Raw genomic sequence first — 21,999 nt, 5'->3', positions numbered from 1 at the left:
GCCCCTACTGTCCCGAAGCCGTGCCGGGCGGAATCTTGAACGGATCCGCGGCCTGACCGGACAGGTTGGCCAATTCGCCGGTCAAGAAGTCCGGCGGATTGAGGATTTCGTCCATGTGAGCCATGTTCGGGTCGAAATAAGCGGTGGTGAAGAACGTTTCACCAATGCGGCGCAGGGTGAGGTCGAAGGTGGTGAACACGTTGAGGTAGTCACCCCGCACCGCCTGCTTGATCCCGAAGTTGGGGAACGGAAACGTCAGCAACAGCTGTAGCGAGGTGACGAAATTCCTCCGGTTGTCATTGAGGGCCTTCACGGCCGAGTACAGGTCCTTCATGTCGGCGGCGAAGTCCACCTTGGTCTTTGCCAGCACGTGCGAGGTGACGTTGGCCAGTTTGTGCAGCGCGCCGAAGGCCTCCACGATGTGGTCGCGGTTCTTGTTGAGCACGCGAATCGCCTCGGGCAGCGTGTCCAGCGCCCGGCCCAGGTTGTCCTTGTCGCGCGCCAATGCTCCCGAGAATCGGTTCAATCCGTCGACCGCATCGATGATGTCGTTGACCTGACGGTTGAGCCCCGAGGTCAATTCCGCCAGCCTCGGCACCAGGTCCACGAACTGGTCCTGCCGGCCCGCGACGGCCCGGTAGGTCTCGTCGGTGATCTCTTCCAGCGCACCGACATTGCCCTTGTTCACCACAACGCCGAGCGCCGAGAGCACCTCTTCGGTGGTGGGATAGCGACCGGTGTTGGCCTCCGTGATTTTGGACCCGTCGGTCAGCCGGCCGACGGCCGGCTTGTCCTTCGGCCGAGCCAGGTCGATGTGCATCGAACCGAGCAGCGAGGTCTGGGCGACCGTCGCGGTCGAGTTGGCGGGCAGCACGACGTTCTTGTTCAGCGCCAATTTCACTGCCGCATAAAACGATCCGTCGGACCGCTGTTCGGCGGCAATACCGGCAACACTTCCGACGGTGACGTCGTCCACCATGACCGGTGAGTTCTGCGGCAGCGTCGCCACATCGGGCAGCTCGACGGTCACCGAGTAGGCACCACTGCCATGGCCGGCGGTGCCCGGCATCGCCAACGAGTTCAGGCCGTTGAATTGGCAGCCGGCCAGCAGCACGCTGCCCGCCGCCAACCCGCTGGCGCGCAACCACATTCGGTTCATCCGCCACCGCCCAAGCCGGCCGCCGGCCCGTTAGGCGCCGGTTGACCGGGAGCGGGTCCCGGCCGCGGGCCGAACGCGCTTCCGGGAGCGGGACCGGGGGCGGGTGCGGCACCGGCCGGCGCGGGGCCGGGTGCCGGGCCGGCCTGCGGGGCCGTCGGGACGAGCAGCGCCTGCAGGTCCGCCGGGTTCTGGGAGGCCGGCGTTTGGGCGCCCTTGGCCGGGACCCAGGTCAGCTCCGGGACCGGGGTCGCCGCCTTGGCCTGGGTTTGCGGGGTGTCGTAGATGATCTGACCCTTGTACGCCGTGATCGTGTTGAGCGGGTGGAACATCAGCGGCGGGTAGTTCACCGTGAGCCGGCGCAGCACCGGCCCCAGCCGCTCACGACAGAGCTCGGCGCGCTTGAAGTAGTCCGGCGCCCTCGGCCCGGCCGCGGTCTCGAAGGATCCACCGCAGATGAACTGCACGGGATTGGCGAATTCCGGTATCGACAAGAGGCCGTTCAGCGTGCCCTGCGCGGGGTCGTAGATGTTGTAGAAGTTGGCGATACCCGGGCCCGCCACGTGCAGCACCTGCTCGATGTTGTCGCTCTGGTCGCTCAACGTCTTCGCGAAATCGTTGAGGTTGTTGACCGTATCGATGATGGTCGAGTTGTTTTCGTGGAGGAACCCGCGGATGTCCGACAGCGCGGTGTTGAGGGTGCCCAGCGTGCTGTCGAGATGGCGCGAACTGTCGGCGAGCACCTGCGACACCGACGCGACGTTGCCGGCCAATTGGACGATCTGTTCGTTACTGGACGAGAGGGCGTTGACCACCACCTGCAGGTTCTTCACCGTGCCGAAGATGTCGCCGCGCGAATCCCCCAGCCGCCCAGCGGCTTGCGAGAGCTCGCGCAAGGCGCTGTGGAACGACTGGCCCTTGCCGTCGAAGGTGTCGGCGGCCTGGTTGATCGCGGCGCCCAACGGACCCTGCATCGATCCGGCGGTCGGGCCGAGTTGGACGGCGAGCTGGGTCAGCGACTCCTTGACCTCGTCCCATTCCACCGGGACCGCGGTGCGGCCCGGCCCGATGGTGGCGCCGTCGGCCATCTCCGGCCCGCCGGTGTACGCCGGCGTCAACTGGATGAACCTGGCCGCCACCAGGTTTGGCGACATGATGATCGCCTTGGCGTCCTTGGGGACCTTGACGTCCTTGGACACCGACATGGTGATCTTGACGTCGGACGGCCGCGGCTCGATCGTGTCGATGGTGCCGACCGGGACACCCAGGATGCGCACCTGGTCGCCGGGGTACAAACCGACCGCCGAGGCGAAGTAGCCGACGATCTTGCGGTTATTCTCTTGCGACGACAGCACATACACGCCGCCCACCAACACCGCGACCAGCGCGATGATGGTGGCGTAGCGCAGCCCACGGCCGCCGAGGATCCGCTGCATCATGGTGACTTCGGCCTGATGATCCAGCGTTCCTGGATCAGCCCGCGCAGGTAGTCGGCGAGGCTGGCCGGCATCTTGCCGGGCTGATAGAAGAAGTCGAACATCGTCGCGAGCAGCGGCGCCGGGATGACACCGTAGACGTTCACGTTGAAGCCGGGGCCCGACCCGACGACCTCGCCCAGCTCGGTGGCGTAGGTGGGCAACCGCTTGAGGGCCTCGGTGATGTAGTCGCGGCGCTCATTGAGGTTGGACAGCACATCGTTGAGCTTGTTCAGCGCGGGCCCGAATTCCCGGCGGTTGTCGGCGACGAAGCCGGAAATCTGCGCCGAGAGATCCTGGATGCCCGAGATCAGCTGGCCCAGGGCCCGGCGGCGTTCGTCGAGGGCGGCGAACAACTCGTTACCGTCATCGACCAGCTTGTTGACCTGCTCGGCGCGCTGGGACAACACGCCCGTGACCGACTTCGCATGCGCCAGTAGGCTTTGCAGCGCCTCGTCGCGTCGGTCCAGGGTGCGGGACAGGGACGTCACGCCGTCCAGCGCACCGCGCAGCTCGGGGGTCGCGTCGTGCAGCGTGTCGGTCAGCACGTTCAACGCCTTCTCGAACTGCGGCTTGTTCAGGTTGCTGGCGTTGGAACCCAAGTCCTCGAGCGCGCCGGCCAGCGTGTACGGCGTCGTGGTGCGACTGAGCGGGATGGTGGTTGCCTTGCCACCGCCGGCCGGCGTCACCGAGATGGAGCGCTCACCGAGGATGGTGTCGGTGCGGATCGCGGCCAGCGACTGGTCGCCGACCGCGACGTGGCGGTCGACGCTGAAGCTGATCTTGGCGCTGTCGCCGGCCAGACCCACCGAGGTCACCTTGCCGACCTTGAAACCCGAGACGTAAACGGCGTTGCCGGGATTGATTCCACCGGCGTCGCTGAAGTAGGCGTCGTAGATCTTGCCCTGCGGCCAGAACGGCAACCCGGCGTAGCCGAATGCGATGAGTACGACGCAGACCACCAGCACCACGCCGAAGATGCCGGTGCGCAGTGGATCGCGCTCATGTTTTGCGTTACTTGGCAAAAGCGCACCTCCCCTTGCTGGGATCCACCTGGCCACCCAGGGGCAGGAGGATGTCGCCACCGGCCGGGCCGTTGATCTTGATCGTCACGGAGCAGAAATAGATGTTGAAGAACGACCCGTAGGCGCCGAGGGCGGCCAGCCGCAGATAGTCCTCACCCAGCTGTTCGATGTCGTTGTTCACCTCGGCCTTGCGGTTGTCCAGCTCGGTGGCCAGCGGACGGGTGTTCTCCAGGATGCCTTGCAGCGGCCGGCGCGAATTCTTCAGCAGCTGCGTCAGATCCGTCGTCGTCGAGGCCAGCGGGGGGATGGCGCCGGCGATGTCGTCTTTGTGTTCGGCCAGCCCGCTGATCAGTTGTTGCAACTGATCGACACTGGTCGAAAATTGCGCGCTGCGTTGGTCCACGGTCGTCAGCACCGTGTTGAGGTTGTTGATCACGTCGCCGATGAGCTGGTCGCGCTGGCCCAGCGCCGAGGAGAACGCGCTCGTGTCGGCAAGCACGTTCGACAACGCCCCGCCCTGGCCCTGCAGCAGCTGGATGACCGCACTGCTGATGGTGTTGACCTTGTCGGCGTCAAGGCCTTTGAGCACCGGCCGAAGCCCGCCCAGCAGCGCATCGAGATCCAGCGCCGGTTGGGTGTGTTGGCTGTTGATCGTCCCGCCCGCGGGTAGCCTCCGCAGCTCGCCCGGGCCCGACGTGATCTCCAAATACCGGTCGCCGACCAGGTTTTCGTAACGGATCACCGCGCGCGTCGACGAGTAGAGCGTGTAGCGCTTGTCGACCCCGAACTTCACGTCGATGGTGTTGTCGTGGTTGAGCTTGATATCCGACACCGCACCGACCGGCACCCCGGCGATGCGCACCTTTTGACCGGCCTTCAGCCGTGAGATGTCGGTAAACGTTGCGTGGTAAGTGCTTTCGGGGCCGAACCGGAAGTCGCCGAAGACGACCACCAGTCCCGCCGAGACCAACAGCATGGCCACCGCGAAGATGCTGACCTTGATCATCATCGAGCGGTGCGAGGGCATCGCGGAGCTGGGCATCAGAAATCGTCCCGTTCCGCAAAGGCGCCGTGGAACAAGAACTGCAGCGTCGAGGGCGCGTCGACCTGCAGCTCGGTGAACGGCTCGTACGGGATGTTGGCGTTGTCGGTGACCAGGAACGGCGCCCGGTAGAACGACCCGCCGGTCTGCTTGGTCGGGATGTCGGGCAGCCCACGGCAGTTCGGGCCGCCGGAGGCGTTCACGATCGGCAGCGATTCCGGGAACGTGTACGACGGCGCGCCCAGCACGAAGCTCGACGACGTGAACAACCCCGCCTTGCGGACGCCGAGCAGCGGGGCGAATTCCTTGATACCGCGCTCGATCCCGGCAAACAGGCAGCCGAATTCCGGCGAATAGTCGGCGGCCACCTTGAGCGGGGCCCGCAGCCGGTTGATGGTGTCGATGAAGTCCTGTTCGGCCGGCGCCAACGTCTCATAGGCGTTGTTGGACAGGCCGATGGTGGCCAACAGCGTGCTGTCGAGATTCTTCTGCTCGTCCACGACCGTCTTGTTGATCGTCGGCAGGTTGTCGACGACGGTGTTCAGGTTCGGGGCGGAGTCGGCGTACACGTTGGCCACGACCGCCGTCTTCCGGAGGTCTTCCTGCAAGGCGGACAGCTTCGGATTCGCTTGGCGCGTCAGCGTGTTCAATCCCGACAGGATGCCGCCCAGGTCGTCGCCGTGGCCGCGTAGGCCTTCGGCGAACGCGCTCAGCGTCCCGTTGAGTTCGACGGGGTCGATCTTGTGCAACAGGTCGATCAGCGACTGGAACAAGGTGTTGACTTCCAGCTGCACCGACGAGGCCGCGACGTGCGCGTCCGGACGTAGGGAGGTCGGCGACGGCGCTTGAGGCGGAATGAATTCCACCGCCTTGGCACCGAAGATGGTGTTGCCGGCGATGTGCACCGTCGCGTTGGACGGAATGAAATGCATGTCGTCGCTGTTGATTCCCAGCGTGAGGCGCGCCTGGTCACCGGAGTAGTCGATGGTCTCGACCTTGCCGATCTGGATGCCCCGGTATTTCACCTTGGCGCCCTTTTCCATCACCAACCCGGCCCGGGGCGCCGACACGGTGACGGTGTCGATCGACGCGAAGGCGGCCGTGTAGGAAAGGTAAGTCAGCACAGCGAAAGCCACCATCAGGCCGGCCAGCACTGCTGCTGCCAGCCGGACGGTTGTGCGTCGCGCGCTTGTGTCTGCCATGTCCCTTTTAAGCGGTCCTCTTAGCCGGAGAGGTTGAAGTTACCGGACGCCCCATACACAGCGAGCGAGATGAACAAAGTGATGACGACCACGACGATCAACGACGTCCGCACGGCCTGGCCGACCGCGATCCCGACGCCGACCGGGCCACCGCTGGCGTTGTAGCCGTAATAGGTATGTACGAGCATGACCGCGATGGACATCACGATGGCTTGCAGGAACGACCACAGGAGATCCGACGGGATCAGGAACGTATTGAAGTAGTGGTCGTAGAGGCCTTTTGACTGCCCGTTGATGTACACCGTGGTGAAGCGGGCGGCGAAGAAGGCGGCGAGCACGGACAGCGAGTACAGCGGAATGATCGCGATCAGGCCGGCGATCAGGCGGGTCGACACCAGGTAAGAGACCGAGTGCACCGCCATGCACTCGACGGCGTCGATCTCCTCGGACACCCGCATGGCGCCCAATTGGGCGGTGGCGCCGGCACCGATGGTGGCCGCCAGCGCGATACCGGCGATCACCGGGGCGACCACCCGGACGTTCAGGAAGGCCGACAGGAATCCCGTCAGCGCCTCGATGCCGATATTGCCCAGCGACGAATACCCCTGCACCGCAATGACACCGCCGGAGGCCAGGGTCAAGAAGGCCGCGACACCGACCGTGCCGCCGATCATGACGAGGGCTCCCGCGCCCATGGTCATCTCGGCGATCAGCCGGATCGTCTCCTTGCGATAGCGGGTCAGCGCGTTGGGGACGTAGCGCATGGTCTGCCCGTAAAACAGCGCCTGCTCGCCGAAGTCGTCAACCGGCTCTTGCAGCCGCGAGAAGACGCGACGAAATCGCAGTGTGGCGTCGTAACTCATCGCGTGCTCACCCGTCTCATCACTTCGCCGAAATTCGCACGCCGATGGCGGTCATCACCACGTTGATCACGAACAGACAGATGAAGGCGTAGACCACGGTTTCGTTGACGGCGTTACCGACGCCCTTGGGCCCCCCCTTGACGGTCAGGCCGCGGTAACAGCCCACCATCCCGGCCATCACCCCGAACAGCAACGCCTTGACTTCGGCGAGCACCAGCTCGCGCAGACCCGTCAGCACGGTCAAGCCGTTGATGAACGCGCCGGGGTTGACACCCTGCAGGAAGACCGAGAACACGTAGCCACCGGAAAGGCCGATGGCACATACCAAACCGTTGAGCAGCAGTGCCACCACCGTGGACGCCAGCACACGGGGCACGACCAGCCGATGGACCGGGTCGATGCCGAGCACGCGCATCGCGTCGATCTCCTCGCGGATCGTGCGGGCGCCGAGGTCGGCGCAGATCGCGGTGGCGCCGGCGCCGGCCACGACGAGCACGGTCACCACCGGACCCAGCTGGGTGATGGTGCCGAATGCCGTTCCGGCGCCCGAGAGGTCGGCGGCGCCGATCTCGCGCAGCAGGATGTTGAGGGTGAAGGCCACCAGCACCGTGAACGGGATGGACACCAGCAGCGTCGGGACCAGCGATACGCGGGCGATCATCCACGTCTGATCGAGGAACTCACCAAACTGGAACGGCCGGCGGAAGGCGGCCCGGCCGGTATCCATCATCATTTCGAAGAATCCGCCGACCGCGCGGGCGGGAACCGCAAGTTGCTCCATCAACTCGGTCTCCCCCCTTGGCTGGTCTCGGCGAAGTCTATGGCTGGCCTTTGCGTGGTCTACGGTCGCACGGGGCTCGGTGTGAGCCGGATCATATTAACTCAGAACAAGTTCACCATGTCAATGAACAGCATTTCTTATCCCAACCGTTAATTCGCCAGGTCAGAAGCACTTGTCACGTGTCAAACTGACACACGTTCTACCTGCCGATTCCCCCCGATCGACGAGCCGAAAATGGCTATTGATCCATCAGTGCGCTCGCCGAAAAATTGTGCTCAGGATCACGTCCAGCAAAGTAATCCTGCAGCGTCGCGCTCAGTTGTGCAGGGTCCCAAGCGGCGCCGTTGGCGCTGAATTTGCGCTCGACGGTCGGGGCAGCGACCAATGTCACCTGTGGACCGTAGACGATGAACACCTGGCCGTTGACTTCCGCGGCCGCCGGGGAGGACAGGAACGTGACCAGATTGACTACGTGCTCTGGCGACAGCGGATCGACGCCGCCCGTTTCCACCTCCGGTGCGTCGCCGAAGACGTCGGCCGTCATCGCGGTGCGCGCGCGGGGGCAGATGGCGTTGGCGCACACGCCGTAGCGGCCCAGCGCCCGCGCGGCCGTGAGGGTGAGCGAAATGATGCCCGCCTTGGCGGCACCGTAGTTCGCCTGCCCGACCGGGCCGACCAGGCCGGCCTCCGAGGCGGTGTTGACGATCCGGCCGAAGACCTGGCCGCCCGCCCCCTTGGCCTTGGAGCGCCAGTAGGTGGCGGCGTTGCGGGTCAGCAGAAAATGGCCGCGCAGGTGCACGGCGATGACCTGGTCCCACTCCTCGTCGGACATGTTGAACAGCATCCGGTCGCGCGTGATGCCGGCGTTGTTGACCACGATGTCGAGCCCGCCCAGCCCGTCGGCCTGGGCGACGAGTTCGTCGGCGGTGGAGCGTTCGCTGATGTCCCCGGCCACGGCGACGGCCTTCGAACCCGAAGAATTGATTTCATCGATGACGTCGGAGGCATCCAACGCGGCGGCGATGTCATTGACGACCACGGTCGCTCCGAGGCGCGCCAGGCCGAGCGCCTCGGCCCGTCCGAGGCCCGCGGCCGCACCGGTGACCACCGCGACCTTTCCGGAGAGATCGGTCGCGTTCGTGCTGCTAGTCAATTTATGAATACCTCTAGTTTTCACGCAGCAGAGCCGCGCGCGGGCACTCCGCGATCGCCTGCTCGGCCAACTGCTCTTTGTCGGACGGAATCGGGTCCAGCTTCACCACGGCGTAGTCCTCGTCGTCCAGGTCGAAGATATCCGGGGAGATTCCCAAGCACACTGCGTTACCTTCGCACCGGTCACGGTCCACGATCACCCGCACAGCACCCTCCTTGAACCTGGCCTTCACCGCAGGACTCGCCCCATCAGTATGTAGGTCCACCATAAGACCCCGACACCGATGGGGAAACGGTCGCTGGATTCCCAGACTAGAACGTGTTACAACCGGGAAGACGAATGGGTAGCCGTTGGTCGAGCTGCAGCCTGTGACGAGGGTTGTAATCGGAAACGTCGTTGACTTGAAGGACGGCTGAAATGCGCATCAGTTACACCCCGGAGCAGGAAGAGCTGCGTCGCGAGCTGCGGTCGTACTTCACCAACCTGATGACCCCGGAGCGCCGCGAGGCGCTGACCTCTTCAGGTGGCGGCGAGGTCGGCACCGGTACCGCGTACCGCGACACCGTCGCGCAGATGGGCAAAGACGGGTGGCTCACCCTGAACTGGCCCACCGAGTACGGCGGCCAGGACCGCTCGCCGATGGACTCGCTGATCTTCACCGACGAGGCCGCCATCGCCGGTGTGCCGGTGCCGTTCCTGACGATCAACAGCGTGGCACCGACGATCATGGCGTTCGGCACCGAGGAACAGAAGAAGTTCTTCCTGCCCAAGATCGCCGCGGGCGAGCTGCACTTCTCGATCGGCTACTCCGAGCCCGGCGCGGGCACCGACCTGGCCAATCTGCGCACCACCGCGGTGCGCGACGGCGACGACTACGTCATCAACGGCCAGAAGATGTGGACCAGCCTGATCGCCTACGCCGACTGGGTGTGGCTGGCGGTACGCACCAATCCCGAGGCCAAGAAGCACCGCGGCATTTCGATGCTCACCGTGCCGACCACCGCGGAGGGTTTCTCCTGGACTCCGGTGCACACCATGGCCGGCGTGGACACCAGCGCCACCTACTACTCCGACGTGCGTGTCCCGGTGACCAACCTGATCGGCGAGGAGAACGGCGGCTGGAAGCTGGTGACCAACCAGCTCAACCACGAGCGCGTCGCCCTGGTGTCGCCGCAACCGATCTTTTTGGCCCTGCGCGAAGTGCGCGAATGGGCGCAGAACACCAAGGATGCCGGGGGCGCCCGGCTCATCGACTCGGAGTGGGTGCAGCTCAACCTGGCCCGGGTGCACGCCAAGGCCGAGGTCCTCAAGCTGATCAACTGGGAACTCGCCTCGGCGGCGAGTGAAGACCTGTCGCCCGCCGACGCGTCGGCGGCCAAGGTCTACGGCACCGAGCTGGCCACCGAGGCCTACCGGCTGCTGATGGAGGTGCTCGGTACCGCGGCGACGGTGCGCCAGAATTCGCCGGGCGCGTTGCTGCGCGGCCGGGTCGAGCGGATGCACCGGGCCTGCCTGATCCTGACCTTCGGCGGCGGCACCAACGAAGTGCAGCGCGACATCATCGGCATGGTCGCCCTCGGTCTGCCCCGCAACCGCTGAGCCGCTACGTAATAGAAGGACGGACGTTCATGGATTTCACGACAACCGAAGCGGCGAACGACCTCGGCAACCTGGTCGACACGATCGTGGACTCGGTGTGCACACCCGAACACCAGCGTGAGCTCGACGGGCTCGATCAGCGGTTCGACCGCGACCTGTGGCGAAAGCTGATCGACGCCGGCATCCTGTCCAGCGCGTCCGCGCCGTCGCTCGGCGGCGACGGCTTCGGCGCGCTCGAGCAGATCGCAATCCTGGTCGCCCTGGGGCATCAGCTGGCCGCGGTGCCCTACCTGGAGTCGGTGATGCTGGGCGCCGGGGCCCTGGCCCGGTTCGGCTCCGAAGAGTTGCAGCAGAGCTGGGGCGTGTCGGCGGTCAACGGCGAGAAGACGCTGACCGTCGCCCTCGACGGTGAGATGGGCGAGGGCCCGGTGCAGGCGGTCAGCGGCGGCGCCGGCTACCGGCTGACCGGCACCCGCACCCAAGTCGGCTTCGGGCCGGTGGCCGACGCGTTCCTGGTCCCGGCCGAAACAGATTCCGGCACAGCGGTATTCCTGGTTGCCGCCGACGATCCCGGCGTCACGCTGACCGCGCTGGAAACCACCGGCCTGGGCAGCGTCGGGCACCTCGCGCTGGACGGAACCGAGGTGGACGGCGCCCGCAAGGTCGGCGGCGCCGAGGTCGTGACCTGGCTCGGCACGCTGGGGACCTTGGGCCGCAGCGCTTTCCAGCTCGGGGTGCTCGAGCGTGGCCTGCAGATGACCGCCGAATACGCCCGCGAGCGCGAGCAGTTCGACCGACCCATCGGCAGCTTCCAGGCGGTCTCGCAGCGGCTCGCCGACGGCTACATCGACGTCAAGGGGCTGCGACTCACGCTGACCCAGGCGGCCTGGCGAGTCTCGGAAGACATTCCGGCCGAGATCGACGTCGCGAGCGCGGCGTTCTGGGCCGCCGACGCGGGTCACCGGGTGGCGCACACCATCGTGCACGTGCACGGCGGTGTCGGTGTCGACACCGACCACCCGGCGCACCGCTACTTCCTGGCCGCCAAGGAGATCGAGTTCGCCTTGGGCGGCGCCACCGGGCAGCTGCGTCGCATCGGGCGCGAGCTGGCGGAGACGCCCGCCTAGGCGCAATGGACCTCACCGATGACCTGACGGTCACCAAGCTGCTGGAGCCGCTGACCGAGATCGACGATCGCGGTATCTACTTCGAGGACTCGTTCACCAGCTGGCGCGATCACCTGCAGCACGGCGCCGCGATCGCCGCGGCGCTGCGTGAGCGGCTCGACCCCGCCCGGCCGCCGCATGTCGGCGTGCTGCTGGAGAACACCCCCTTCTTCTCGGCGGTGCTGGTGGCGGCGGGAATGTCGGGGATCGTGCCGGTCGGGCTCAACCCGGTGCGCCGCGGCGAGGCGCTGCAGCGCGACATCGCCCGTGCCGACTGCCAATTGGTGCTCGCCGACTCCAAATCGTCTGAGACGCTGGGTGATATCGAGCACCTCAACGCCGACTCCGCCGCGTGGGCCGAGGAGGTCGCCGCGCACCGTGACGCCCAGATCTCCTTTCAGGAGGCCTCGCCGGCGGATCTGTTCATGTTGATCTTCACGTCGGGAACCAGCGGCGAGCCCAAGGCGGTCAAGTGCAGCCACGGCAAGGTCGCGATCGCGGGCGTGACGATGTCACAGCGCTTCGGCCTCGGCCCCGACGATGTCTGCTACGTGTCGATGCCGCTGTTTCATTCCAATGCGGTGTTGGTCGGCTGGGCGGTGGCGGCGGCCTGCGCGGGCTCAATGGCGTTGCGGCGCAAGTTCTCCGCATCGGGGTTCTTGCCCGACGTCCGCCGCTACGGCGCCACGTACGCGAACTACGTCGGCAAGCCGTTGTCGTATGTACTGGCCACGCCCGAGCAGCCCGACGATGCGGACAACCCGCTGCGCGCGGTGTACGGCAACGAGGGCGTGCCCGATGACATCGAGCGCTTCGCCCGCCGATTCGGGTGTGTCGTGCAGGACGGGTTCGGCTCCACCGAGGGCGGCGTGGCCATCGCGCGCACCCCGGACACACCGCCGGGTTCATTGGGCCCCCTCCCGCCGGGCATCGACATCGTCGATCCCGACACCGGCGCGTCATGCCCACCGGGCGTGGTCGGCGAACTGGTGAACGTCGCCGGGCCGGGCCGTTTCGAGGGTTATTACAACGACGACGTCGCCGAGGCCGAGCGGATGGCCGGCGGGGTCTACCACAGCGGCGATCTCGCCTACCGTGACGACGCCGGCTATGCGTATTTCGCTGGCCGGCTGGGTGATTGGATGCGCGTCGACGGCGAAAACCTCGGCGCCGCGCCGATCGAGCGGGTGTTGCTGCGCCACCCCGACCTCAGCGAGGTGGCGGTGTACCCGGTGCCCGACGCGATAGTCGGCGACCAGGTCATGGCCGCGGTGGTGATGGCGCCGGGCACCGAGTTCGACGAAGGGAAGTTCCGCGCGTTCCTGGCCGAGCAGCCGGACCTGGGACCCAAGCAATGGCCGTCGTACGTGCGGGTCAGCGCCGAGCTTCCGCGGACGGTCACGTTTAAAGTGCTGAAGCGACAGTTGGCCGCTCAGGGTGTCGACTGCGGCGACCCGGTCTGGAAGATCCACCGCTAGGGGTGCGGACGGGCGTTGCGGCCGGATGCGCCGCCCAAGCAGTAAACTCAGCGCTTGATGAAAATCCGCGAAATGATCGCCGGCTCGATCCTGGTTGGGTCGCTGGGTGGCGCCGCACTCGGGCTGGGCGCCGGTTTCGCCGCCGCGGAACCGCCCCCGCCGCCTCCCCTGCCTCCACCACCGCCGCCGCTGGTGTGGTCGCCGCCGACGCCGGACTCCGAACCCTGGGAAGCCCCTCCCCCGCCCGAGGACGGGCCGCCGCTACCGCCGCTGCCCCCGCCATCGGGCTGATGGTTATCGCCCGGCGCACGGCGTAGCTGAGCGCCGATCCGCACCGAACACGCCGCAACGACAAGGAGACCCGATGGTTGATGCGCCGGTCCCCCACCTCGGCGTCGCTGTCCCGCACGCCGAAATCGGCACCAGCGCATGACGGCACGGCCTCTCGAGCTCGCGTTGGAAGCCAGCTTCGAACAGCTTTCCGCCGCGGTGCCGGCGAACGTCGGCGTCGCGATCGCCCGGCCGGATAGGACATTTTCGCTGGGCAGCTGGTGGTCCGGCGTGGCATGGTCGACGATCAAGGTGCCCCTGGCGGTGGCGGCGCTGCGCAACGATTGGCTGGGCGCCCGCGATTTCGCCGTGAAGGCCATCACCGAATCCGACAATCGCGCGTCCGAACAGTTGTGGTCGCAGTTGGGCGAGCCGGCCGACGCGGCACGGCAGGTTCAGGCGGTGGTGGCCGAAGGCGGTGACACCGCGACGGTGGTCGAGTCACGCCGACTTCGTCGCGGCTTCACCGCGTTCGGCCAAACGCAGTGGAGCCTGCAGCGCCAGGCGCGCTTCGCCGCGGAGCTACCGACCATCCCCGACGCCGGCGAGGTGATCGACCTGATGCAACGACTCACCAGCGGTGACCAATGGGGGCTGGCGGCCAAAGGGATCGCCGCAAAAGGGGGTTGGGGGCCGGGCGTGCACGGCGAGTACCTGGTCCGGCAATTCGGGATCGTTCCCACCCCGTCCGGGCAGTGGGGCGTGGCGCTGGCGGCGGACGCGCACGACGGCGCGTTCGAGACCGGCGTCGACGTGGTCAATACGATGACTGACTGGTTGCTGAGCCGGCTGCCGACCCTAGCCCGTTATTGACGGCACCACGGCGTCGATCAGATGCGGGCCGGGTTCCGCGAACGCGGCGCGCAGCGCATCGGCGAACTCCTCGGCGGTGGTGACGCGACGGGCCGGCACCCCCATGCCCTCGCTGAGTTTCACGAAATCCATTGTGGGGTCGGACAAGTCGAGCAGGGACAGGGCCTCGGGCCCGGGGGCCGACCCGGCGCCGACCCGTTGCAGCTCGATGCGCAGGATGTCGTAGGCGCTGTTGTTGTACACCACGGTGGTGACGTTGAGGTTCTCCCGCGCCTGGGTCCACAACCCCGCAATCGTGTACATGGCTGAGCCGTCGGATTCCAGGCACAGCACCGGCCGGTCCGGGGCGGCGATCGCCGCACCGACCGCCGCGGGAATGCCGTAGCCGATCGCCCCACCGGTCAGGGTCAGCCAGTCGTGTGCCGGCGCCCCGGCGGTGGCCTGCGCGAGCAGCAGTCCGGAGGTGTTCGACTCGTCGACCACGATCGCCCGTTCCGGCATCAGCGCCCCGATCACGTCGGCGGCCGACGCCGACGTCAGCGCGCCGGTCGGCAGCTTCGGGCGCGACGCGGCCGCCACCGCCGCCACCGTCCCGGGCGCGACCTGATCCGCCAAGGCGGTCAACGCATCCGCCGCGCCGCTGTGTTCGGCGAGCACGTGCACCTCGCAGCCGGCCGGCACCAGGTCGCTGGGCATGCCGGGGTAGGCGAAGAACGACACCGGCGACTTGGCGCCGGCCAGCACCAGATGTTTGGCGCCGTCCAGCTGGGCCGTGGCGGCTTCGGCGAAATAGGCCAGCCGGTCGACGGCGGGGATGCCGGCGCCGCGTTCGAGCCGGGCGGGGAACGTCTCGCACAGCACCCGCGCGCCGGTGGCCGCGGCGATCCGGGTGGCCGCGGCCAGGCCCGCGCGGCGGGTGGCGTCGCCGCCCACCATGATCACCGTCGGCTCCCCGGAGCCGAGCACCTCGGCCACCTCCGGCGCCAGCAGGGGGTCGGCGCCCGCCGGCTGTGCCTCCAGGTTGGAGAACAGCTGGGCGCCGTCGGACCAGGACACGTCGGCGGGCAGGATCAGCGTCGAGATCTGCGAACCCCACCGGCTGGCGGCGATGCCCTCGACGGCGTCGGCCGAAACCTGGGAGGCGTCACCCGTTCGGCGCACCCACCCCGAGACGGTGCCGGCGAGGGCGTCGATGTCGGATTCCAGTGGGGCGTCGTACTTTTTGTGATACGTGGCGTGGTCACCGACGACCACCAGCATCGGCACCCGGGCGCGGCGCGCGTTGTGTAGATTGGCCAGGCCGTTGCCCAATCCGGGGCCCAGATGCAGCAGCACCGCCGCCGGGCGATCGGCGATGCGGGCATAGCCGTCGGCCGCGCCGGTGGCGACCCCCTCGAACAAGGCCAGCACGCCGCGCATCCGCGGAACGCTGCCCAGGGCCGCGACGAAGTGCATCTCCGACGTGCCCGGGTTGGCGAAGCACACGTCGACGCCGCCGTCGACCAGGGTGTTGATCAGGGCCTGAGCGCCGTTCACGTGTTTGCCTCCAGTCGGAACACTCGTTCGGCATTGCCGCGCAAGAAGTCTCGGCGAGCGTCGTCGGACAGCCCGAGGTCGTCCAGGCCCGCCAACGCGTGCTCGTGGGTGATCATCGGGTAATTGGTGCCGAACAGCACTTTCCGTTGTCCGGTACCGGTTTTCATGAATCTGATGAGCTCGTCGGGCAGCCGCTTGATCGTGTACGCCGAGGTGTCGATGTAGACGTTTTCGTGCTTGCGGGCCACCGCGACCATCTCTTCGGTCCACGGGTAGCCGACGTGGCCGCAGACGATCGCGAGTTCCGGGAAGTCGAGGGCCACCTCGTCGATGTAGGGAATCGGCCGGCCGGTCTCCGAGGGGCGCAGCGGGCCGGTGTGGCCGACCTGGGTGCAAAACGGCACGCCGGACTCCACGCACTGGGCGAACAGCGGATAGTAGCGGCGATCGGTGGGCGGGGCGTTCCACAACCACGGCACCACCCGCAGGCCGACGAATCCCTCTTCGACTCGCCGTCTCAACTCCCGGACCGCCTCCATCGGGCGGTCGAGGTCGACGGTGGCAAGCCCGGCGAACCGGTCCGGATGCGCGGCAATCCATTGCGCCACCTCGTCGTTGGAGACGAGGTCTTGGCCGTTCGGGCCGCGCCAGGCGCTGAGTATGCCCAGTTGAACGCCGGCGGCGTCCATCGACGCCAGCGACGCCTCGATCGGGATCTCGGTGTCGGGGATCGACCCGCCCGTCCAGCGCCGCAGGGACGCGAGCATGTCGCTGCGCAGGAACCGCAGCGTCGGGTGTTGCATCCAGACGTCGATCGTCATCGGGATCGACAGTAACCCGGCTGCCGTAGACGGCGTTCAGACGGCCAGCGCGGCGCGGGCGGCGGCGGCGGTCTGCCGCGCGTACCCGCCGCCGAACAGCACGACGTGGGCCAGCAGCGGGAAGAGCTGGTGCAGCCCGATGCGGTTACGCCAGCCGGGTCGCAGCGGCCGCACCCGCTGGTAACCGTCGACGATGGCGTCGTGATGCGGGCAGCCGAACAGCGCGAGCATCGCCAGGTCGGTCTCGCGGTGGCCGCCGTGCGCGGCCGGGTCGATCAGCACCACCCCGCCGGGGGTCCACATCACATTGCCGCTCCACAGGTCGCCGTGCAGGCGGGCCGGCCGGTCGTCGTCGTCGAAATCGCCCGCACGGCAACGGGCCGCGACGGCGTCGACGGCCTCGCGGGTCGCCGCGTCGAGCCGCGGTGCCGCGAGTTCGGCCATCGGGGCCAGCCGCTCCTGCGCGTAGAACTCGCCCCAGCGTCGGTGCGGCCGCAGCGACATCGGCAGGGGCTGGGACAGCGGCCCGAAGAAGCCGGGCCCGTCCCACCCGTCGGGCCCCGCGCCGAAACCCGCAGCGCCGGCGTCGTGCGTGATGGCCAGCTGGCCGCCGAACGCGCGCGCCGCACCGGGCGTCGGGCCCACCGAATCGAGGCGCCGCAGCGTCAGGCTGGTCGCGGTGACGGAAACGACTTGCGCGCACGGCACACCGCCGTCGACACCGGAAAGCCATTGCAGGCCCGCGGCTTCCGCCGCGAAGAAACGGGCTGGCGCGTCCGGGTTGTGCTTGACGAAGTCGGTCACGCCGCGCGCGGTCCTAGCGCTTGGAGCGTGTCACGCAGTGGCGTGAGCGGCGTGCACGTCGTCGGCCGGGCGCGCCTCGGTCTGCTCCTTGGCCCAGCGGTAGTCGGGTTTGCCGGCGGGCGAACGCTTGACCTCGTCGACCAGCCACAGGCTGCGCGGCACTTTGTATCCCGCGATCTCGGAACGCACGAAGGCGTCCAGCTCCGACAGCGGGGGCCGGGTTCCCGGCCGCGGCTGGACGACGGCCGCGACGTGCTGGCCGTATCGGGCGTCGGGCACGCCGACCACCAGGGCGTCGAAGACGTCGGGGTGCCCCTTGAGCGCGGCCTCGACCTCCTCGGGGTAGATCTTCTCGCCGCCGCTGTTGATCGACACCGAGCCGCGGCCCAGCATCGTGACGGTGCCGTCCTCCTCGACCGTCGCGAAGTCGCCGGGGATGGCGTAGCGCACGCCGTTGATGGTCTTGAACGTCTCGGCGGTCTTCTTCTCGTCCTTGTAGTAGCCGACGGGAATGTTGCCCTTCTTCGCGATGAAGCCGCGCACACCGGAGCCGGGCTTGACCTCGTTGCCGTCCTCGTCGAGGACGACGGTGCGGTGATCGATCGTCACGCGCGGGCCTCCGCTGTGCGGCGCGTCCTTGGCCACGACGCTGGTGCCGCCGAACCCGGTTTCCGACGATCCGATCGAGTCGGTGATGACCCGGTTGGGCAGCAGCTCGAGGAACTTCTCCTTGATGCTCGGCGAGAACAGCGCCGCGGTGGAAGCGAGCAGGAACAGCGACGACAGGTCGTACTCGTTACCCTTGTCCTGGTGCGCCAGCAGCGCGTCCAGCAGCGGCCGCGCCATCGCGTCACCGGTGAAGAACAGCAGGTTCACCTTGTGGTCGTGAATCGTGCGCCAGACCTCGTCGGCGTTGAATTCCGGTGCCAGCACCGTGGTTTGGCCCGAGAAGATCGACATCCAGGTCGCCGACTGGGTGGCACCGTGGATCATCGGCGGAATCGGGTGGCGGACCATCGGCGGATTGGCGGCCGCGGCTTTGGCGAGGTCGTACTCGTCCTTGACGAATTCGCCTGTGGCGAAGTCGGTTCCGCCGAACAGCACCCGGTAGATGTCCTCGTGGCGCCACATCACGCCCTTCGGGAACCCGGTGGTGCCGCCGGTGTAGAGGAGGTAGATGTCGTCGGCGCTGCGCGGGCCGAAGTCGCGCTCGGGTGAGCTCTGGGCGATCGCGGAGTAGAACTCGACGCCGCCGTAGCGCTGGTAGTCGTTGTCGCTGCCGTCCTCGACGACGAGGATCGTCTTGACGCCTGGGGTCTCGGGCAGCACGTTGGCCACCCGGTCGGAGTACTGGCGCTCGTGGACCAGCGCGACCATGTCGGAGTTGTCGAACAGGTAGCGCAGCTCGCCCTCGACGTAGCGGTAGTTGACGTTCACCAGGATGGCGCCCGCCTTGACGATGCCGAGCATCGCGATGACGATCTCGATGCGGTTCCGGCAGTAGAGGCCCACCTTGTCGTCCTTTTTCACCCCCTGCTCGAGCAGGTAGTGGGCAAGGCGGTTGGCCTTCTCCTCCAGTTGGGCGTAGGTCAGCTTCTCGTCGCCGCAGATCAGGGCGACACGCTCGGGCACCGCGTCGATGGCGTGCTCTGCAAGATCGGCAATATTCAAGGCCACGGCCACCAAATTAGAACGTGTTACATTTCGAGGCAAGCTCGTGACCATTGTCGAGGGAAAGGCGGTAGCCGTGTCCGTGGCGTCAGCAAACGAGGAAACCGGTCCTGACGCGCTGGTGGAGCAGCGTGGTCACACCCTCATCGTGACCATGAACCGGCCCCACCGCCGCAACGCCCTGAGCACCGAAATGATGGAAATCATGGTCCAGGCCTGGGATCGCGTCGACAACGATCCCGACATCCGCTGCTGCATCCTGACCGGCGCCGGTGGCTACTTCTGCGCGGGCATGGACCTCAAGGCCGCAACCCAGAAGCCGCCGGGGGAGTCGTTCAAGGACGGCAGCTACGACCCGTCACGAATCGATGCCCTGCTGAAGGGCCGCCGGCTCAAGAAGCCGCTCATCGCCGCCGTCGAGGGCCCGGCCATCGCCGGGGGCACCGAGATCCTGCAGGGCACCGACATCCGGGTGGCCGGCGAGAGCGCCAAATTCGGCATCTCCGAGGCCAAGTGGAGCCTGTACCCGATGGGCGGGTCCGCGGTGCGACTGGTGCGCCAGATCCCCTACACGGTGGCGTGCGACCTGCTGCTGACCGGACGGCACATCACCGCCGCCGAGGCCAAGGACATCGGCCTGATCGGCCACGTCGTTCCCGACGGGCAGGCGCTGACCAAGGCCCTCGAAATCGCCGAGGTGATCGAGAACAACGGGCCGCTGGCCGTGCAGGCGATCCTCAAGACGATCCGCGAGACCGAGGGGATGCACGAGGACGAGGCCTTCAAGCCCGATACCGCCAACGGGATACCGGTGTTCCTCTCCGAGGACTCCAAGGAAGGCCCCCGGGCGTTCGCCGAGAAGCGCAAGCCCAACTTCCAAAACAAGTAAGCGGCGGGGCCGGTTGCGCCGAACGTGACGTCACGGCGACTTCTCGGCCGATTTTTCGGCCTGACGTCACACTCGGCGTCGCTGTCAGTCCTTGGCGCCACACTGCTCGCGTGCGCGAACCCTTCATCGGCAGCGAGGCGCTCGCAGCCGGCACCCTTACCCGGTACCGGCTGCGGAGCCGGTTCGTCGCGCTGCACCCCGACGTCTACGTGGACCCCGGCACGGAACTGACCGCCACAAGACGCGCATGCGCCGCGTGGCTGTGGTCGCGGCGGCGGGGCATCGTCGCAGGACGCTCCGCCTCGGCACTGCATGGGGCCAAATGGGTCGACCACCGGGCGCCCGCGCAATTGGTCTACCAGCACCGCCGTCCGCCGGCCGGCATCACCACGTGGTCGGATTCGCTGGCACACAACGAAATCCGCTTGATCGGCGACATACCCGCGACCTCCGCGGCCCGTACGGCCTTCGATATCGCTTGCCGCAATCCCATCGGCAAGGCCGTCGCGGCTCTCGACGCGCTTGCTCGGGCGACGAGACTCGCCTTCGCCGAAGTCGAGTTGCTCACCGAACGCTACAAGGGCCATCGGAATGTCCGCCGGGCGCGGCGCGCGCTGACCCTGGTCGACGCGGGGGCGGAGTCACCACGCGAGACGTGGTTGCGATTGCTGCTCATTGACGCCGGTTATCCACGCCCGAAGACGCAGATCCCCGTCTACGGCGAGTACGGCGAGCTTGTCGCCGTACTCGATATGGGTTGGGAAGACATCAAAGTCGCGGTCGAATACGACGGAGATCATCACCGTAGCGATCAGCGGCAATTCAACAAGGACATTCGACGCGCGGAGACCCTGGCGGAGATTGGTTGGACGGTCGTTCGCGTCACGATCGAAGACACACCGGGCGGCATCATCGCCAGGGTGGCAGCGGCGTGGGCGAAACGGGGCCCAAACGCGATCAGCCCAGCAGCGGCGCGCTCGGCGTGAACACCATGGGCATCGCTTCCAGGCCGCTGACGAAGTTCGCCGGCCGCAGCGGCAGGGTCGAGTCGTCGTCGGCCAGTCTCAGATCCGGCAGCCGCTTGAGCACCCGCTCGGTCATCATCGACAGCTCGAGGCGGGCCAGCTGGTTCCCCAGGCAGAAGTGGGTGCCGAAGCCGAAAGCCATGTGGCTATTCGGGTTTCGCCGGATGTCGAAGCTGTCCGGGTCCTCGAACACAGACTCGTCGAAGTTGCCCGACTCGAACAGCAGCATGATCTTCTCGCCCTCACGCAGCGAGGTGCCGTGGAAGTCGGTATCAGCCGTCAAAGTCCTGCACATGTTCTTGACCGGCGACGTCCAGCGCAGCATCTCCTCGATGGCGCCCGGAAGCAACGACGGATCGCGCACCAGGGCGTCCCACTGGTCGCGGTGGCGCACCAGCTGTTCTGTCCCCCCGCTCAACGTGTGCCTCGTGGTCTCGTCGCCGCCGATGAGGATGAGCAGCGTCTCCATGACGATCTCGTCGTCGGACATCCGCTGCCCCTCCACCTCGGCGTTGACCAGGATGGAGAACAGGTCGTCGGTGGGCTCGGCGCGCCGCTTGGTGATGATGTCCGTGGTGAATTCGGTGTACGCGGCGAATGCGGCCATCACCGCCTGGGCCACGTCCGACGTGGGGTCGATGTGCGAACTCAACCCGCAGACCAGGTCGTCGGACCACTTCAACAGCATGCTGCGTTCGTCGGGCAGCACACCCAGCATGTCGCCGATCACTGCCATCGGCAGCGGGGCGGCGATATCGCGGACGAAGTCACACTCACCGCGCTCACACACCGCGTCGATCAGGGTGTCGCACAGCCTCGCGATCGACGGCTCCTTCTCCTTCACACGCTTGCGAGTGAAGCCGGCGTTGACCAGCTTGCGCCGCAACAGATGTGCGGGATCGTCCATGTCGATCATGTAGGGCATGCCCGGCTGGTCGGGACGGATGCCGCCCGTGCTGGAGAACAACTCCGGATTGCGCTCGGCGTCGAGGATGGCCTGATAGGTGGTGGCGCCGGCCAGCCCGTTGCGATCGCGAAACACCGGCTGGTTGGCGCGCATCCAGCGATAGGCCTCGCGCGAGGTGTGACGGTCGGCGTAGAAATTGCCGTCGGTCAGGTCGATGTTCGAGATTGCTTCCGGGATGGTCGAAGTCATCTACAGCCTCCAAA

At 67.1% G+C, this 21,999-nt stretch carries 21 protein-coding genes; 7 read left to right on the top strand and 14 right to left on the bottom strand.

Features of this window, described 5'->3' with window-relative positions; all coding sequences use genetic code 11:
• Positions 1-4 precede the first annotated feature (4 nt).
• The 9 genes from AC0KS4_RS27760 to AC0KS4_RS27720 all read right to left on the bottom strand — a co-directional run bounded on the left by AC0KS4_RS27760 (position 5) and on the right by AC0KS4_RS27720 (position 8,902).
• On the bottom strand, positions 5-1,159 hold the full coding sequence (locus AC0KS4_RS27760) for an MCE family protein (RefSeq protein WP_225327903.1): 1,155 nt from the start codon (positions 1,157-1,159) through the stop codon (positions 5-7).
• Positions 1,156-2,595, bottom strand: a complete 1,440-nt coding sequence (locus AC0KS4_RS27755) for a virulence factor Mce family protein (protein WP_238955707.1) — start codon at positions 2,593-2,595, stop codon at positions 1,156-1,158. Before AC0KS4_RS27755 ends, AC0KS4_RS27760 begins: the two co-directional genes overlap by 4 nt.
• Positions 2,592-3,656: a virulence factor Mce family protein gene (locus tag AC0KS4_RS27750; protein ID WP_225326303.1), complete on the bottom strand. Its 1,065-nt coding sequence runs from the start codon at positions 3,654-3,656 to the stop codon at positions 2,592-2,594. Before AC0KS4_RS27750 ends, AC0KS4_RS27755 begins: the two co-directional genes overlap by 4 nt.
• Positions 3,646-4,698: a virulence factor Mce family protein gene (locus AC0KS4_RS27745; RefSeq protein WP_225326302.1), complete on the bottom strand. Its 1,053-nt coding sequence runs from the start codon at positions 4,696-4,698 to the stop codon at positions 3,646-3,648. Before AC0KS4_RS27745 ends, AC0KS4_RS27750 begins: the two co-directional genes overlap by 11 nt.
• Complete coding sequence (locus tag AC0KS4_RS27740) at positions 4,698-5,900, bottom strand: MCE family protein (RefSeq protein ID WP_238955706.1); 1,203 nt, start codon at positions 5,898-5,900, stop codon at positions 4,698-4,700. Before AC0KS4_RS27740 ends, AC0KS4_RS27745 begins: the two co-directional genes overlap by 1 nt.
• A gap of 20 nt (positions 5,901-5,920) precedes the next feature.
• A complete protein-coding gene (locus AC0KS4_RS27735; protein WP_225326300.1) occupies positions 5,921-6,763 on the bottom strand; it encodes an MlaE family ABC transporter permease in 843 nt (280 codons plus the stop codon).
• A 19-nt stretch (positions 6,764-6,782) separates the two neighbouring features.
• Entirely contained in the window at positions 6,783-7,547 is a 765-nt protein-coding gene (locus AC0KS4_RS27730) for an MlaE family ABC transporter permease (protein ID WP_225326299.1), read from the bottom strand.
• Positions 7,548-7,782: 235 nt separating this feature from the next.
• Positions 7,783-8,697, bottom strand: coding sequence for a 3-oxoacyl-ACP reductase (locus AC0KS4_RS27725; RefSeq protein WP_238955705.1), 915 nt, complete (start codon positions 8,695-8,697; stop codon positions 7,783-7,785).
• 13 nt (positions 8,698-8,710) lie between these two features.
• Positions 8,711-8,902 (bottom strand): ferredoxin, encoded by a 192-nt coding sequence (locus AC0KS4_RS27720; RefSeq protein ID WP_225326326.1) that lies wholly within the window; start codon positions 8,900-8,902, stop codon positions 8,711-8,713.
• Between the two features lie 212 nt (positions 8,903-9,114).
• Between AC0KS4_RS27720 and AC0KS4_RS27715 the strand changes: the two genes are divergently transcribed.
• From AC0KS4_RS27715 to AC0KS4_RS27695, 5 genes are all read left to right on the top strand, one after another.
• On the top strand, positions 9,115-10,296 hold the full coding sequence (locus AC0KS4_RS27715; protein WP_225326297.1) for an acyl-CoA dehydrogenase: 1,182 nt from the start codon (positions 9,115-9,117) through the stop codon (positions 10,294-10,296).
• Between the two features lie 29 nt (positions 10,297-10,325).
• Positions 10,326-11,423 (top strand): acyl-CoA dehydrogenase family protein, encoded by a 1,098-nt coding sequence (locus AC0KS4_RS27710; protein ID WP_238955704.1) that lies wholly within the window; start codon positions 10,326-10,328, stop codon positions 11,421-11,423.
• Between the two features lie 5 nt (positions 11,424-11,428).
• Complete coding sequence (gene fadD17 / locus AC0KS4_RS27705) at positions 11,429-12,940, top strand: long-chain-fatty-acid--CoA ligase FadD17 (protein ID WP_238955703.1); 1,512 nt, start codon at positions 11,429-11,431, stop codon at positions 12,938-12,940.
• A 57-nt stretch (positions 12,941-12,997) separates the two neighbouring features.
• Positions 12,998-13,231 (top strand): hypothetical protein, encoded by a 234-nt coding sequence (locus AC0KS4_RS27700; RefSeq protein WP_238955702.1) that lies wholly within the window; start codon positions 12,998-13,000, stop codon positions 13,229-13,231.
• A gap of 138 nt (positions 13,232-13,369) precedes the next feature.
• A complete protein-coding gene (locus AC0KS4_RS27695) occupies positions 13,370-14,083 on the top strand; it encodes a serine hydrolase (protein WP_238955701.1) in 714 nt (237 codons plus the stop codon).
• Here AC0KS4_RS27695 and AC0KS4_RS27690 read toward each other — a convergent pair.
• Genes AC0KS4_RS27690 through AC0KS4_RS27675 form a run of 4 tightly spaced genes read right to left on the bottom strand, consistent with a single transcriptional unit; the run spans position 14,069 to position 18,927 of the window.
• Positions 14,069-15,619: an acetolactate synthase large subunit gene (locus tag AC0KS4_RS27690; protein WP_238955700.1), complete on the bottom strand. Its 1,551-nt coding sequence runs from the start codon at positions 15,617-15,619 to the stop codon at positions 14,069-14,071. The genes AC0KS4_RS27695 and AC0KS4_RS27690 overlap by 15 nt on opposite strands.
• Positions 15,616-16,440, bottom strand: a complete 825-nt coding sequence (locus AC0KS4_RS27685) for an amidohydrolase family protein (protein WP_238955699.1) — start codon at positions 16,438-16,440, stop codon at positions 15,616-15,618. Before AC0KS4_RS27685 ends, AC0KS4_RS27690 begins: the two co-directional genes overlap by 4 nt.
• A gap of 36 nt (positions 16,441-16,476) precedes the next feature.
• The gene (locus AC0KS4_RS27680) at positions 16,477-17,244 is read right to left on the bottom strand and encodes a fructosamine kinase family protein (protein ID WP_238955698.1); all 768 of its coding nucleotides are present in this window, start codon (positions 17,242-17,244) and stop codon (positions 16,477-16,479) included.
• A 30-nt stretch (positions 17,245-17,274) separates the two neighbouring features.
• Entirely contained in the window at positions 17,275-18,927 is a 1,653-nt protein-coding gene (locus AC0KS4_RS27675; protein ID WP_225326290.1) for an acyl-CoA synthetase, read from the bottom strand.
• Positions 18,928-18,991: 64 nt separating this feature from the next.
• Between AC0KS4_RS27675 and AC0KS4_RS27670 the strand changes: the two genes are divergently transcribed.
• Positions 18,992-19,804 carry a crotonase/enoyl-CoA hydratase family protein gene (locus AC0KS4_RS27670; protein ID WP_308193076.1) on the top strand — a complete coding sequence of 271 codons (813 nt, stop codon included), beginning with the start codon at positions 18,992-18,994 and terminating at the stop codon, positions 19,802-19,804.
• A 110-nt stretch (positions 19,805-19,914) separates the two neighbouring features.
• Positions 19,915-20,790: an endonuclease domain-containing protein gene (locus tag AC0KS4_RS27665; protein WP_238955697.1), complete on the top strand. Its 876-nt coding sequence runs from the start codon at positions 19,915-19,917 to the stop codon at positions 20,788-20,790.
• On the opposite strand, the gene AC0KS4_RS27660 is transcribed toward AC0KS4_RS27665, so the two are convergent.
• Positions 20,762-21,985 (bottom strand): cytochrome P450, encoded by a 1,224-nt coding sequence (locus AC0KS4_RS27660; RefSeq protein ID WP_275254105.1) that lies wholly within the window; start codon positions 21,983-21,985, stop codon positions 20,762-20,764. The two genes, AC0KS4_RS27665 and AC0KS4_RS27660, sit on opposite strands and share 29 nt — an antisense overlap.
• Positions 21,986-21,999 lie beyond the last annotated feature (14 nt).

Source organism: Mycobacterium sp. NTMscope_MAC_12, assembly GCF_976985675.1.
This window is presented reverse-complemented; position numbering and strand designations above follow the sequence as displayed.